This is a genomic window from Streptomyces sp. NPDC012466 (assembly GCF_042955215.1).
In the GTDB taxonomy this organism is placed as follows: Bacteria; Actinomycetota; Actinomycetes; order Streptomycetales; family Streptomycetaceae; genus Streptomyces.
On sequence record NZ_JBIBEQ010000010.1, the window covers coordinates 235883 to 249787 of the forward strand.

Below are 13905 nucleotides of genomic sequence, written 5' to 3' on the forward strand. Positions count from 1 at the left end.
CTGTTCCTTGGAGTCTTCTGAACAGGACACTAAGTCGACAAGTGGCGCACGTTCAACGAACACGCCGAACCTCCCGTTTTTCTTTTCACCCTATGTGATCAGCCGTAGCACTGCCCAACCAGGGTGCTGGCCTGCGCGTATGTGCGTCAACTCCCCGATGACGCGGGCGCGGTGGGGACACTCACATCGAAGTACCGCGCATCGGGCGAGGCTTTCATCAGAGCGGTGAGCGTACGGGCCTTCGCGGCGCCCTTCTCACTGCTTCCCCAGACCACCGTGCGGCCGTCCCTCAACTCCAGCGAGATGTCGTCGTAGGAACGGACCTTGACGGTCCGTGTGTCGCGCGTGACGGCGGCCGGAACCGCGCGCGCGACGCCGACCGCCTCACGCAGCAGCCGGGACTCGCCGAAGCGGCGCAGGCTCGCGGCGGCGGAGCTGGACCGGGAGAGCGTCAATTCCAGTGCGGGAACGCCTTTCGGCGCCTCGGAAACCGTGGCGAAACGGACACCCTCGTCGTCCACTTCGACGAACTTTCCGCCCTTTCGGACCATCAGAACCGGAGTCCGCTCGACCACTTTCAGGTCGATTCCCCGGGGCCAGGAACGGACCACGTCAACCGCGTCAATTCGGGGCAATTTCCGGCGCAGTCGCGTCTCGATCGCATCGGTGTCGACGGAAATCAGCGGCTTTCCGAGCGGAACCTCGGCGGCCGCCTCGACCTGAGCCGGTGTCAGGACCCGGGTGCCGGACACGGAGACGTGCTCCGCGCGCAGCCAGTCGGAGCCGTAGAACAGCCAGACCGTCGGGATGCCGAGGAAGACCAGGGCGAGGCCCAGCAGGACGAGCGCGCGGATCCTGGCCCGCCTCGAGCGCAGGCGGGGCGGCGGGCCGGACGACTCCCGCTGGCGTTCACCGCGCTCGGCGGTGGTCGATCCGGCCACGCTCCCCTGCCTTCCTTCATACAGTCCTATCGGTGTGCACGGCTGGCGGCGATCGCCTCGTACACCATGCCGACGAGCAGCTCGTCGGCGTCCCGGCGGCCGAACTCGGCCGCGGCGCGGGACATCTGGTACAGCCGGTGCGGGTCGGCGAGCACGGGCAGGACGTTCTGCTGGACCCACTCGGGGGTCAGCTCCGCGTCGTCGACCAGCAGTCCGCCGCCCGCCTTGACCACCGGCTGGGCGTTGAGCCGCTGTTCGCCGTTGCCGATGGGCAGCGGGACGTAGGCGGCCGGGAGCCCGACGGCGGAGAGTTCGGCGACGGTCATCGCGCCCGCGCGGCAGAGCATCATGTCGGCCGCGGCGTACGCGAGGTCCATCCGGTCCAGGTAACTTACCGGGATGTAGGGGGGCATCCCCGGCATCTGCTGGACCTGCGGCAGTTCGTTCTTCGGGCCGACCGCGTGCAGGATCTGGATTCCGGCCTGCTGGAGCCAGGGCGCGACCTGCTGGACGACCTCGTTCAGCCGGCGGGCGCCCTGGGAGCCACCGGTGACCAGCAGCGTGGGCAGGTTCGGGTCGAGCCCGAACGCGGCCCGGGCCTCGGGGCGTACGGCGGCCCGGTCGAGGGTGGCGATGGAGCGGCGCAGCGGGATGCCGATGTAACGGGCGCCCCGCAGCTTGCTGTCGGGCGTGGAGACGGCGACCTGGCTGGCGTACCGCGAGCCGATCTTGTTGGCCAGGCCCGGGCGGGCGTTGGCCTCGTGGATCACGATCGGCACGCCCAGGCGCTTGGCCGCGAGGTAGCCGGGCAGGGCGACGTAGCCGCCGAAGCCGACCACGGCGTCCGCCTTGGTGCGCTCCAGGATCTGCTCCGTCGCCTTGATCGTGCCGCGCAGCCGGCCCGGGACGGTGATCAGTTCCGGGGTGGGCTTGCGCGGCAGCGGAACGGCGGGGATCAGCGCGAGTTCGTACCCGCGCTCGGGTACGAGACGGGTCTCGAGGCCGCGCTCCGTGCCCAGGGCCGTGATGCCCACGCTCGGGTCCTGCCTGCGCAGGGCGTCCGCGAGGGCGAGCGCGGGCTCGATGTGGCCCGCGGTTCCTCCGCCGGCGAGTACGACATGCACCGAAATTCACCGCTCTCCGGACGAGCGTGCCGCCGAGGCACGCCGTCGCATCGTGTTCCATCTCCGGGGACTCCGACCGGAACCGGTGCCCCCCGCCCCCCGCTTTCTACCAAAGCGGGGTTGCCGCATCGCAAGCGCCATCCGCGCAGCGGGGTCCTCACGCGCGAAGGCGATCAGCAGCCCGATGGCGAACATGGTCGGCAGCAGGGCGGATCCTCCGTAGGAGAACAGCGGGAGGGGGACGCCGGCGATCGGCAACAGACCGAGCACCGCACCGATGTTGATCACGGCCTGGGCCGTGATCCAGGTGGTCACGCCTCCCGCGGCATACCTCACGAACGGATCTTCCGTGCGTCCGGCCACGCGGATACCCGCATAGCCTAGAGCCGCGAAGAGGGCGAGTACCGACAGCGTCCCCGCCAGGCCCAGTTCCTCACCGGTGACGGCGAAGATGAAGTCGGTGTGGGCTTCGGGGAGTTGACCCCATTTCTCCACACTCGCACCCAGTCCGGAACCGAAGATCCCGCCCGAGGCGAGGGCGTAGATCCCGTGCACGGCCTGCCAGCAGTCGACGGGCCCCGACTGGGGTTCGGTGGCGCCCAGGCACTGCAGGCGGGCCATGCGGTTGGGGCTGGTCTTGATGAGGATCAGGCCGAGGACGGCGGCGATCGACAGCACGCCGGCGAACAGCCGCGTGGGGGCGCCGGCCAGCCACAACAGGCCGAACAGGATGGCCGTCAGGATGATCGCCGTGCCCATGTCGCCGCCGATCATGATCAGACCGAGCAGCATGAAGGCGGCCGGCACCAGCGGCACGAGCATGTGCTTCCACTGGTTCAGCAGCCTTCTGTCCTGCTTGCGGGCGAGCAGGTCGGCGCCCCACAGCACGAGGGCGAGCTTGCCGAACTCGCTGGGCTGGATCTGGAAGGAGCCGCCGAGGGCGATCCAGTTCTGGTTGCCGTTGACCGACACCCCTATCCCGGGGACCTGCACCAGGGCCATGAGGAAGACGGCGCCCGCGAGGATGGGATAGGCGAGTGCCCGGTGCAGCTTCACCGGCATCCGCGAGGCCGCCAGCAGCAGAACGGTGCCGATGCCCGCGGCGAGCAACTGCTTGCGGAAGAAGTACGAACCGGGCAGCGACATCTGCAGCGCGGTGATCTGGGAGGCCGAGTAGACCATCACCAGCCCCAGCACGGTGATCAGCGCACTGCCGCCGAGAATCAGGTAGTAGGCGGTCAGCGGCCGGTCCCAGCCCTTGCGCGCGCGGGTGTAGAGGCCGAGGACGCCGTTCTCACGCGCGTTCCGCGGCGCGACGGGGCGCTTGGGGGCGCGCGGGATCGGGGGCCGTCCGGTGCGGCTGGTGGGCATCGCCGCTCACCCTGCCGTGCCGGAGGGGGACGTCGCGCGGTGCACGCCCCCAGGCCGCTCGGGCACCAGCCACATCCGTGTCACGCGTCCCTCCCAGGTACGCCCGGCGCCGCCGCCGGGCGAGGCGGACCCGGGTCAGCCGTCGACGGAGCCGAGCTCACGAACGGCGTCCGCGAAAGCGTCCCCGCGCTTGTTGTAGTTGGCGAACATGTCCATGGAGGCACAGGCCGGAGCCAGCAGCACCGTGTCGCCCGTGTGAGCGAGTTTCCGCGCCTCCTGAACCGCCGCGCGCATCGCCCCAGTGTCGGTCCGGTCGAGGTCGACGACGGGTACCTGCGGGGCGTGTCGCGCGAGGGCTTCCCGGATGAGCGCGCGGTCCGCGCCGATCAGCACGGCACCCCGCAGCCTCTTCGCCGACTCGGCGACCAGTTCGTCGAAGGTCGCGCCCTTCGCGAGTCCGCCCGCGATCCACACGATCGACTCGTACGCCGCCAACGAGGCTTGTGCCGCATGCGTGTTGGTGGCCTTGGAGTCGTCGACCCAGGCGACTCCGTCCACGTCCGCCACATGCGCGATGCGGTGGGCGTCCGGGGTGAACGCCCGCAGGCCGTCCCGTACGGCCCTGGCGGGCACGCCGTAGGCGCGGGCGAGCGCCGCGGCGGCGAGGGCGTTGGCGATGTTGTGCGGGGCCGGCGGATGGACGTCGGCGACCTCGGCGAGCTCCTGGGCGTTCTTCTGCCGGTTCTCGACGAAGGCGCGGTCGACCAGGATGCCTTCCACGACGCCGAGTTGGGACGGGCCGGGGGTGCCGAGGGTGAAGCCGACGGCCCGGCAGCCCTCCTCGACGTCGGCCTCGCGGACCAGGTCCTCGGTGGCCTTGTCGGCCACGTTGTAGACGCAGGCGACGCGATTGCCCTCGTAGATGCGGCCCTTGTCGGCGGCGTAGGCCTCCATGGAGCCGTGCCAGTCGAGGTGGTCCGGGGCGAGGTTCAGCACGGCGGCCGAGTGGGCGCGCAGGGAGGGCGCCCAGTGCAGCTGGTAGCTGGAGAGCTCCACGGCCAGCACGTCGTACTGCTCGTCGCCGAGGACCGCGTCCAGCAGGGAGACGCCGATGTTGCCGACGGCGGCCGTGCGCAGGCCCGCCGCCTTCAGGATCGAGGCCAGCATCTGCACCGTGGTGGTCTTGCCGTTGGTGCCGGTGACGGCGAGCCAGGGGGCGGCGTCGGGGCCGCGCAGGCGCCAGGCCAGTTCGACGTCGCCCCAGACCGGCACGCCCGCCTGCTCCGCCGCTGCGAACAGCGGCTTGTCCGGCTTCCAGCCGGGCGCGGTGACGATCAGCTCGGTGCCCTCCGGCAGGCCCGCGGCGGAGCCGCTGTCGGCTTCCGTGCCGTCGCCCAGGCGCACGGTGATCCCGAGCGCCTCCAGCTCGGCCGCCTGCGCCCGCGCGCGCTCGTCGGCACCGTCGTTGACGACCGTGACGTGCGCGCCAAGGCCGAGCAGCACCTTGGCCGCCGGGACGCCGGAGACGCCCAGTCCGGCGACGGTGACGTGCTTGCCCTGGAAGTCGAAGGGCTCCGAGGAGGTCACTTGTCCGCTGCCCATCCTGCGTAGAAGAGGCCAAGTCCGACGATTACACAAATGCCCTGGATGATCCAGAAGCGGACCACGACGAGCACTTCGGACCAGCCCTTGAGTTCGAAGTGGTGCTGGAGTGGCGCCATCCGGAAGACACGCTTTCCGGTGAGGCGGAAGGAGCCGACCTGGATCACCACGGACATGGTGATCAGGACGAAGAGGCCGCCGAGGATGGCCATCAGCAGCTCGGTGCGCGAGCAGATCGCGAGGCCGGCGAGCACACCGCCGAGCGCCAGCGAACCGGTGTCACCCATGAAGATCTTGGCCGGCGAGGTGTTCCACCACAGGAAGCCGAGGCAGGCGCCCATCAGCGCGGAGGCGACCACCGCGAGGTCGAGGGGGTCCCGCACCTCGTAGCAGGCGCCCGGGTTGGTCAGGGTCTGCGCGTTGGCGCAGGACTCCTGGAACTGCCAGACGCCGATGAAGGTGTAGGCACCGAAGACGAGCACCGAGGCGCCGGTGGCGAGACCGTCCAGACCGTCGGTGAGGTTCACGCCGTTCGACATCGCCAGGATCATGAACAGCGCCCAGACCACGAACAGCACGGGGCCGATCGTCCATCCGAAGTCCGTGATGAACGACAGCTTCGTGGAGGCCGGGGTGTTGCCGCGGTTGTCCGCGAACTGCAGCGACAGCACCGCGAAGCCGATGCCGACGATCAGCTGGCCGGCCATCTTGGCCTTGGCGCGCAGACCGAGCGAACGCCGCTTGACGATCTTGATGTAGTCGTCGAGGAAGCCGACCAGGCCCATGCCGACCATCAGGCCGAGCACCAGCAGGCCCGAGAAGGTCGGCGCCGCGTCGACGTCCGGGTCCAGGTAGCCCGTGATCACCTTGGCCAGGAAGTACGCGGCGACCGTCGCCAGGATGAAGGCGATACCGCCCATGGTCGGCGTACCGCGCTTGCTGGCGTGCTCGCGCGGGCCGTCGTCGCGGATGTACTGGCCGTAGCCCTTGCGCGCGAGCAGCTTGATCAGCAGCGGGGTGCCGACCAGCGTGAGAAAGAGACCAATGACTCCTGCGAACAGGATCTGCTTCATCATCGGGCGGAAACCTCACCCTCGGCACCGGTCTCGAGCAGCGCCTGCGCCACGCTCTCGAGCCCGACCGAACGGGACGCCTTCACGAGCACGACGTCCCCCGGGCGCAGCTCGCTGCGCAACAGGTCGACCGCCGCCTGTGCGTCGGACACGTGCACCGACTCCTCACCCCACGAACCCTCGTTATATGCGCCCAGTTGCAGCCAGGCGGCTTCCCTGCCACCGACCGCGACGAGCTTGCTGACGTTGAGCCGGACGGCGAGCCGTCCGACCGCGTCGTGCTCGGCGAGAGCCTCGTCCCCGAGCTCGGCCATCTTGCCGAGCACCGCCCACGTACGGCCCCCCTTTGCCCGTGAGGCCTCGCCGATGGCAACGAGCGCGCGCAGCGCGGCCTTCATGGACTCGGGGTTCGCGTTGTAGGCGTCGTTGACGACCGTCACGCCGTCCGGGCGCTCGGTGACCTCCATCCGCCAGCGGGAGAGGGAGCCCGCCTCGGAGAGCGCCACGGCGATCTCGTCAGCGGACATGCCCAACTCGTGGGCGACGGCGGCCGCGGCGAGCGCGTTCGACACGTGATGCTCACCGTACAGGCGCATGGTCACATCGCTTGCACCGGAGGGTGTGTGAAGCCTGAACGCGGGCTGTCCGGTGTCCGTGAGTCGCACGTTCTCGGCGCGAACGTCCGCTTCGCCGGACTCTCCGAAAAGGAGCACCTTCGCCTTCGTACGGGTGGCCATGGCCCGTACGTAGGGATCGTCCGCGTTGAGGATCGCGGTGCCGCCCTCGGCCTCGGACGGCAGGGCCTCGACGAGTTCGCCCTTGGCCTGCGCGATCTGCTCGCGGCCGCCGAACTCCCCGATGTGGGCGCTGCCGACGTTGAGGACGAGACCGACCTTCGGGGGCGTCAGGCCGGTGAGGTAGCGGATGTGCCCGATGCCGCGGGCGCCCATCTCCAGGACGAGGAACCTGGTCTCCTCGGTGGCGCTGAGCGCGGTCAGCGGCAGCCCGATCTCGTTGTTGAGCGATCCGGGCGTGAACACGGTCGGGGCCTTGCGCCGGAGCACCTGCGCGATGAGGTCCTTGGTGCTGGTCTTGCCCGCCGAGCCGGTGAGGGCGACGAGGGTGGCACCGAGACGTCGTACGACGTGCCGCGCGAGGGCGCCGAGCGCGCTCTGGACGTCGTCCACGACGATCGCGGGCACGCCGACCGGCCGGGTGCCGAGCACGGCCACCGCTCCGGACTCGACGACCGTCGCCGCGAAGTCGTGGCCGTCCACGCGCTCCCCGGCGAAGGCGACGAAGAGACTGCCGGGCACCGCCTCCCGGGAGTCCCGAACGACCGGCCCGGTGACCTGGACGGACGGATCCGGTATGTCGTGCGTCTGCCCGCCGACGACTTCTGCGATCTCGGCGAGGGAGAGGGCGATCACAAGTTCATCCCCTGGGTCTTCTGGATTTTCATCCCTGGGTCTTCTGGATGGCTTCGCGGAGCACCTGGCGGTCGTCGAAGGGACGGACCACCCCGGCGATGTCCTGGCCCTGCTCGTGGCCCTTGCCCGCGACCAGCACGGTGTCGCCGGGTTCGGCGCGGGCGACGGCCGCGGCGATCGCGGCGGCCCGGTCCTCGAAGACCTGCACCTCGCCGCGCTCGTGCGCGGGCACGGACGCCGCGCCCTGGAGCATCGTGGCGAGGATCGCGAGGGGGTCCTCGGAGCGGGGGTTGTCGGAGGTCAGTGTGGCGGTGTCGGCGAGCCGCGCCGCGGCGGCGCCCATGGGTTCGCGCTTGGTCTTGTCCCGGTCGCCGCCGCAGCCGAGGACGATGTGCAGCCTGCCCTCGGTGACCTTGCGCAGGGCGCGCAGCACCGACTCGACGGCGTCGGTCTTGTGCGCGTAGTCCACGACCGCGAGGTAGGGCTGCCCGGCGTCCACGCGCTCCAGGCGGCCCGGGACGCCCGGGACGGCGGCGACGCCGTCGGCGGCGGCCTGCGGGTCGAGGCCGGCGACGGCGAGGGCGACGATGGCGGCCAGGGTGTTGGCCACGTTGAAGGGCCCGGGCAGCGGCGACTTGGCGTCGATCCGCTCGCCCTTGGGGCCGACGACGGTGAACGTCGAGTCCAGTCGGCCGACCTGGACGTCCTCGGCGCGCCAGTCGGCGTCGGGGTGGCCCTCGGCGGAGTAGGTGACGACCGGGACGGTGGCCTCCTTCGCCAGCCTGCGGCCGTACTCGTCGTCGACGTTGACCACGCCGAGCTTGCCCCGTTTCGGGGTGAACAGCTGCGCCTTCGCCTGGAAGTAGTCCTCCATGTCGGAGTGGAACTCCATGTGCTCCGGGCTGAGGTTGGTGAAGACGCCGATGTCGAAGACGCAGCCGTCGACCCGGCCGAGGACCAGGGCGTGGCTGGAGACCTCCATGGCGACCGCGTCGACGCCGCGTTCGCGCATGACGGCGAACAGGGCCTGGAGGTCGGTGGCCTCGGGGGTGGTGCGCTCGGACTTGATGCGTTCGTCGCCGATGCGCATCTCGACCGTGCCGATCAGGCCGGTGGACCTGACCGTCTTCAGGCCGCCCTCGACGAGGTAGGCGGTGGTGGTCTTGCCGGAGGTGCCGGTGATGCCGATCTGCAGCAGGTCCCGGCCGGGGTGGCCGTAGATCGTGGCGGCCAGCTCGCCCATCCGCCCGCGCGGGTCGTCGACGACCAGGACCGGCAGACCGGACGCGGCGGCGCGCTCGGCGCCGGTGGGGTCGGTCAGCACGGCGGTCGCGCCGAGGCCCGCGGCCTGGTTGACGAAGTCGGCGCCGTGCAGCCGGGCACCGGGGAGGGCGGCGTACAGGTCGCCGGGGCGCACGGCACGGGAGTCATGGGTGATGCCCGTGACCCCGGGGGTGCTCTCCGGCGCGGAAGCACCCAGTTGATCGGCGAGTTCCGCGAGGGGTGTGGCGGAGACCTGCACCGGCCTGGGCGGCCCGGGGTATGTCACGGGATGGCCCTTCTGGGTGGTTTGGGACTGATCAGCGTGTGGCACGGCGGTGAGCGTACCGGGCGTACCCGCCTCCGGGCGAAGTGAGGGGCTGGGGCTGCCCTGGTTCCCGGGCTCGGGGGTGATCGTTGTCACGGAGGGGGTCCTGGTGGCTCGGTGGGGCTGGGTCTGATCAGGGTGTGGCGGCGCTGGTCACTGCTTGAAGGAGACGGGCAGCTTCGCGGGCTTGGCGCCGGTCGGCGGGACCTGGAGGGACTTCAGTGCGAACTCCATGACCTTCTTGTAGACGGGTCCGCAGATCTGACCGCCGAAGTAGCTGCCCTGGGTGGCGTTCTGGATGGCGCAGTAGACGGTGATGCGGGGCTTGTCGGCGGGCGCGAACCCGGCGAACGACGAGGTGTAGCCGTGGTACTTGCCGGTGGCCGGATCCACGCGGTTGGCGGTACCCGTCTTGCCCGCGACGCGGTACCCGGGGATGCGCGCCTTGGTGCCGGTGCCCTCCTCGTCGTCCACGACGGACTCCAGCATCCGGGCGAGGGTCTTCGCCGTCTTGGCGCTGACGACCCGGTTCTTCGCGGGCTTCGGGGCGGGGGTGAAGTGCCCGTCGGGGCCCTTGGTGCCGCGCACGAGGGTGGGTTCGACGCGGACGCCGCCGTTGGCGATGGTCGAGTACACGGAGGCCGCCTGCATGGCGTTGATGGAGACGCCCTGGCCGAAAGGGATCGTGTACTGCTGCGAGGTGGACCACTTGTCGGGCGGGGCGAGGATGCCCTTGGTCTCGCCGGGGAAGCCGAGCCCCGTGTAGCTGCCGAGGCCGAACTCGCGCAGGTAGTCGTAGAGGACCTTGTTGGCCTGGGCCTGGGTCCTGCCGAGCTGGCCGGTGGCGAGGATGGTGCCGATGTTGCTGGACTTGGCGAGCACGCCGTTCAGGGTCAGGTACCAGGTCGGGTGGTCGATGTCGTCCTTGAAGAGCCGGTCGCCGCGGTGCAGCCGGTTGGGCACCACCACGTGGGTTCCCGGTGTGGCCGCGTTCTCCTGGAGGACGGCCGCCATCGACATGACCTTGGCGGTGGAGCCGGGCTCGAAGGCGTCCTGGAGGGCGGCGTTGCCGAGGGCGGCCGGGTCGGCGTCGGACAGGTCGTTCGGGTCGAAGCCGGGCGAGTTGGCCATGGCGAGGATCTGCCCGGTGCGCGTGTCCTGGACGATGACGTAGCCGCGGTCGGCCGCGGACTCCTTCACCTGGTCGCTGATGGCGTTCTGGGCGGCCCACTGGATGTCGCGGTCGATGGTGAGCTCGACGTCGCTGCCCGGGACGGCGGGTGTCTCGGTGGAGCCCGCGGTGGGCACGAGGCGGCCGCCGGACTGGGCGTAGCGGATCTTGCCGTCCTTGCCGGCGAGCTGCTTGTTCAACTGCAGCTCGATGCCGCCGCCGGGCTTGCCCTCGGCGTTCACCCAGCCCAGTATCCCGGCGGCGAGGTCGCCGTTGGGGTACACACGCTTGCTGGTGGCGACGGAGAAGACGCCCGAGAGGACGTTGTGCGTGGACTTGTCCGTCTCCGCCTTCTTGGCGAGCGCCGACTTGAGGTCCTTGATCTGCTTCCAGACCTGCGGGGTCTGGCGGGAGGCCAGTTTGACGTAGCGGAGGGCCGGGTTCTTCGGCCGCAGCTTCTGGACCAGGGCGTCCTGCTCCTGGCCGAGGATGGGCGCGAGGAGTGCCGCCGCCTGTTCGGGCCCGTCGGCGATCTTCAGCTGGCCGGGGGCGAACATCGTGGGGTCGGCGGTGATGTCGTAGGCGTCCTCGCTGGTCGCGAGGGCCACTCCGGACCGGTCGGTGATCTCGCCCCGGTCCGCGGCGAGGATCTGCCCGACGTAGCGGTTCTGCTCGGCCTTGGCGGCGTACGTGCTCGCGTCGACGGCCTGCACCTGGAACAGCCGTACGACGAAGGCGGTCAGGACCAGGGTCAGTGCGAGTCCGACCAGGCGCAGGCGGGGGCGGGGGCTGCCGAGCCTCAGCGGCTTGGGCGGCGCCGCAGGGCGGCCCTGCCCCGGCCGCCGGGCCGGACGGGCACCGGGGCCGGGACGGCGCCGGGCGTCGGGGCGAGCGGGCCTGGCGGGGGCGGGCACGCGGCGACGCGGCGGTTCCCTGTCGGACACTTCCGTCACCTGCCGGGGGTCGGGGTAGGGCCGTCGGTCATGGCCTCGGGGGCGAGGACCAGGGGCGTGTACGCGGAGGTCTGCCCGGCGCCGGTGGCGGCGCCGGGGACGCCCTTGACGGTGCCGTCGGGAGCGAGGAAGGCGGGATCGCCCCCGGGCACCATGCCGAGCTCACGGGCGCGACGCTGGAGGGCGTCGGGAGCGGAGTAGGCGTCGATGTCCCGCTGGAGGGCCTGCTCCTCGTCGGTGAGGTTCTTGGTCCCGCGCTGGAGGTCGTCGAGTCTGAACGCGCCCTCGCTGAGGGCCGAGTTCAGCACCAGGAGGCAGATGAGACCGCCGCCGAGCAGGAGGACGACCAGGAGGACGAAGGGCGTGCGGGCCGCCTGCCCGGGGCCGGTCGGGAGGAGCCGCGCGAGGCGGGCCGCCCTCCCCTTCAGTTCGGGTTTGCCGCTCACGCACGCTCCCTCGGTCCGGCCTGCACACGCCTCACTCGACGTCCTCCCTGATGCGCTGGGCCCCGCGCAGCCGCGCCGGTGCCGCCCGCCGGTTCTCGGCGATCTCCTCTTCCGTGGGGAGTTCGGCACCACGCGTGAGCAGCTTGAGCCGCGGCTGGTAGCGCTCGGGGACGACGGGCAGCCCGGGCGGTGCGGTGGTGGCCGCGCCCGCCGCGAAGACCTGCTTGACCAGCCGGTCCTCCAGCGAGTGGTACGACAGGACCGCGATCCGCCCGCCCACGTCGAGTGTCTTCACGGCGGCGGGGATCGCGCGCTCCAGCACGGAGAGCTCGCCGTTGACCTCGATGCGCAGGGCCTGGAAGGTGCGCTTGGCCGGGTTGCCGCCGGTGCGCTTGGCGGCCTGCGGCAGGGCGTCGCGGATCAGCTCGACCAGCCGGGCGCTGTTGCTGAACGGCTCCTTCTCCCGCTCGCGCACGATCGCGCTCACGATCCGCTTGGCCTGGTTCTCCTCGCCGTACGCCCGGAGGATGCGGACGAGTTCGCCCGGCGGGTAGGTGTTGAGGACCTCGGCGGCGCTGACGCCGGTCGTCTGGTCCATGCGCATGTCGAGCGGGGCGTCCTGGGCGTAGGCGAAGCCGCGGTCGGCCTCGTCGAGTTGCATGGAGGAGACGCCGAGGTCGAACAGGATGCCCTGCACGCGCGCGATGCCGAGCCTGTCGAGCACCTCGGGGAGCTCGTCGTAGACGGCGTGGACGAGGGTCGCGCGCTCGCCGTGAGGGGCGAGGCGCTCGCCGGACAGCCGCAGGGCCTCCTTGTCGCGGTCGAGTGCGACGAGCCGGACGCCGGGGAAGCGCTCGAGGAGCGCCTGGCTGTGGCCGCCGAGGCCGAGGGTGCAGTCGACGACCACGGCGTCCGGGCCTTCCAGGGCGGGTGCCAGCAGGTCCAGGCACCGCTGGAGCATCACCGGGACGTGTCGACTCTCGCTCAAGGGGCCCTCTCAGATCCGGCGCGGCCGTCCGCACCGCCGGGTCCCCGCCCGCTGGTGAACATGAGGCCCGCCGGCGCCGGAAGCGTCAGCCGACCGGGAGCGGGAGGAGGCCGAGCCGTACGTACGCGCCGCGCACGCGGGGAGATCACCGGGCGTCGCCGGGATCCTGTGAAGAACATCAGTCCAGCGGGGAGAGTCTCGCCTCCCGCTTCGCGTCACTTTAGTCCACCCTGTCGCCCGGTCAATCAACCGGCCTGCGCGTCGCCGCCGTTCGCGCGGGGACCGGGGCAGCACCCTTGTGGGTTACCTCACATACCTCACTCGACGGCATTCTTTGTTCACTTCCACAGGAGGCCTGGACGGGGTGTGACCAGTAACGTCATAGCTATGACGACTTCTGCATCGGTTCCCACAGGTTCGGAGAGCGCCATAAAGGCCGGCGGCACGGTCACCGACCGTCTCGTGGAGGCCAACGCCCGGTACGCGGACGCCTTCACCGACCCGGGGATGGACGCCCGGCCCGTGCTGCACGTCGCCGTCGTGGCCTGCATGGACGCCCGTCTCGACCTGCACGCGGCGCTCGGCCTGGAGCTGGGTGACTGCCACACGATCCGCAACGCGGGCGGCGTCGTCACCGACGACGTGATCCGCTCCCTCACCATCAGCCAGCGCAAGCTCGGCACCCGCAGCGTGGTGCTCATCCACCACACCGGCTGCGGCCTGGAGAGCCTCACCGAGGACTTCCGCAACGAGCTGGAGGCCGAGGTCGGCCAGCGCCCGGCGTGGGCCGTGGAGTCCTTCCGGGACGTCGACCAGGACGTGCGGCAGTCGATGCAGCGCGTGCGCACCTCGCCGTTCGTGCCGCACACCGACGACGTGCGCGGATTCGTGTTCGACGTGAAGACCGGCCTGTTGCGGGAGGTCGACCCGGTCGCCTGATTCCGGTCCGCTGACCTGGGCGCGAGGGGCCGCCCGCCCCGGAGGACCACCTGCTGTAGCTGTCGAAAGCCTGTCAGTCACATGTTCGAATGGCTGTAAGACCGACATATCGCGGCCAGTTGTCCACAGTCGAGTGACACGAATCGGTAACGGCAGCAAGAATGCGGGGAGTGGCGTCGCGCGGAACTTTTCACGCGTGGTGTCCGTGGTTCGGGGTGGGCCGCCCGCGTCATGCGGCGTCGGCCCGGAAAATGGGGTATCCCGCGCTCCCAGGGAGCG

At 70.8% G+C, this 13905-nt stretch carries 11 protein-coding genes; 1 reads left to right on the forward strand and 10 read right to left on the reverse strand.

From position 1 onward, the window contains the following. Nucleotides 1-146: 146 nt before the first annotated feature. The 10 genes from ACFY9E_RS32490 to rsmH form a co-directional block, all read right to left on the reverse strand. Nucleotides 147-941 (reverse strand): FtsQ-type POTRA domain-containing protein, encoded by a 795-nt coding sequence (locus tag ACFY9E_RS32490; protein ID WP_390990081.1) that lies wholly within the window; start codon nt 939-941, stop codon nt 147-149. 26 nt (nt 942-967) lie between these two features. Continuing rightward, nucleotides 968-2065 (reverse strand): undecaprenyldiphospho-muramoylpentapeptide beta-N-acetylglucosaminyltransferase, encoded by a 1098-nt coding sequence (gene murG, locus ACFY9E_RS32495; protein WP_390990083.1) that lies wholly within the window; start codon nt 2063-2065, stop codon nt 968-970. Nucleotides 2066-2071: 6 nt separating this feature from the next. Beyond that, entirely contained in the window at nt 2072-3436 is a 1365-nt protein-coding gene (ftsW, locus tag ACFY9E_RS32500) for a putative lipid II flippase FtsW (protein WP_390990086.1), read from the reverse strand. Nucleotides 3437-3571: 135 nt separating this feature from the next. Further along, a complete protein-coding gene (gene murD / locus ACFY9E_RS32505) occupies nt 3572-5038 on the reverse strand; it encodes a UDP-N-acetylmuramoyl-L-alanine--D-glutamate ligase (protein WP_390990089.1) in 1467 nt (488 codons plus the stop codon). After that, nucleotides 5020-6111, reverse strand: coding sequence for a phospho-N-acetylmuramoyl-pentapeptide-transferase (gene mraY, locus ACFY9E_RS32510; RefSeq protein ID WP_037670865.1), 1092 nt, complete (start codon nt 6109-6111; stop codon nt 5020-5022). Before mraY ends, murD begins: the two co-directional genes overlap by 19 nt. After that, on the reverse strand, nt 6111-7541 hold the full coding sequence (gene murF / locus ACFY9E_RS32515; RefSeq protein ID WP_390990091.1) for a UDP-N-acetylmuramoyl-tripeptide--D-alanyl-D-alanine ligase: 1431 nt from the start codon (nt 7539-7541) through the stop codon (nt 6111-6113). Before murF ends, mraY begins: the two co-directional genes overlap by 1 nt. A 28-nt stretch (nt 7542-7569) precedes the next feature. Further along, nucleotides 7570-9090, reverse strand: coding sequence for a UDP-N-acetylmuramoyl-L-alanyl-D-glutamate--2,6-diaminopimelate ligase (locus tag ACFY9E_RS32520; RefSeq protein ID WP_390990094.1), 1521 nt, complete (start codon nt 9088-9090; stop codon nt 7570-7572). 192 nt (nt 9091-9282) lie between these two features. After that, nucleotides 9283-11244, reverse strand: a complete 1962-nt coding sequence (locus ACFY9E_RS32525) for a penicillin-binding transpeptidase domain-containing protein (RefSeq protein WP_390990097.1) — start codon at nt 11242-11244, stop codon at nt 9283-9285. A 5-nt stretch (nt 11245-11249) separates the two neighbouring features. Beyond that, nucleotides 11250-11699: a hypothetical protein gene (locus ACFY9E_RS32530; protein WP_390990100.1), complete on the reverse strand. Its 450-nt coding sequence runs from the start codon at nt 11697-11699 to the stop codon at nt 11250-11252. 31 nt (nt 11700-11730) lie between these two features. Further along, nucleotides 11731-12687, reverse strand: a complete 957-nt coding sequence (gene rsmH, locus ACFY9E_RS32535; protein ID WP_390990103.1) for a 16S rRNA (cytosine(1402)-N(4))-methyltransferase RsmH — start codon at nt 12685-12687, stop codon at nt 11731-11733. Between the two features lie 387 nt (nt 12688-13074). On the opposite strand from rsmH, the gene ACFY9E_RS32540 reads away from it, so the two are divergent. Next, a complete protein-coding gene (locus tag ACFY9E_RS32540; protein WP_390990106.1) occupies nt 13075-13626 on the forward strand; it encodes a carbonic anhydrase in 552 nt (183 codons plus the stop codon). The last annotated feature ends 279 nt before the right edge of the window (nt 13627-13905 follow it).

Excerpts from the sequence above, each read along its gene's own strand:
- ftsW (WP_390990086.1), bottom strand. The coding sequence starts at position 3,436 with ATGCCCACCAGCCGCACCGGACGGCCCCCGATCCCGCGCGCCCCCAAG.
- murD (WP_390990089.1), bottom strand. The coding sequence starts at position 5,038 with ATGGGCAGCGGACAAGTGACCTCCTCGGAGCCCTTCGACTTCCAGGGC.
- mraY (WP_037670865.1), bottom strand. The coding sequence starts at position 6,111 with ATGAAGCAGATCCTGTTCGCAGGAGTCATTGGTCTCTTTCTCACGCTG.
- ACFY9E_RS32540 (WP_390990106.1), top strand. The coding sequence starts at position 13,075 with ATGACGACTTCTGCATCGGTTCCCACAGGTTCGGAGAGCGCCATAAAG.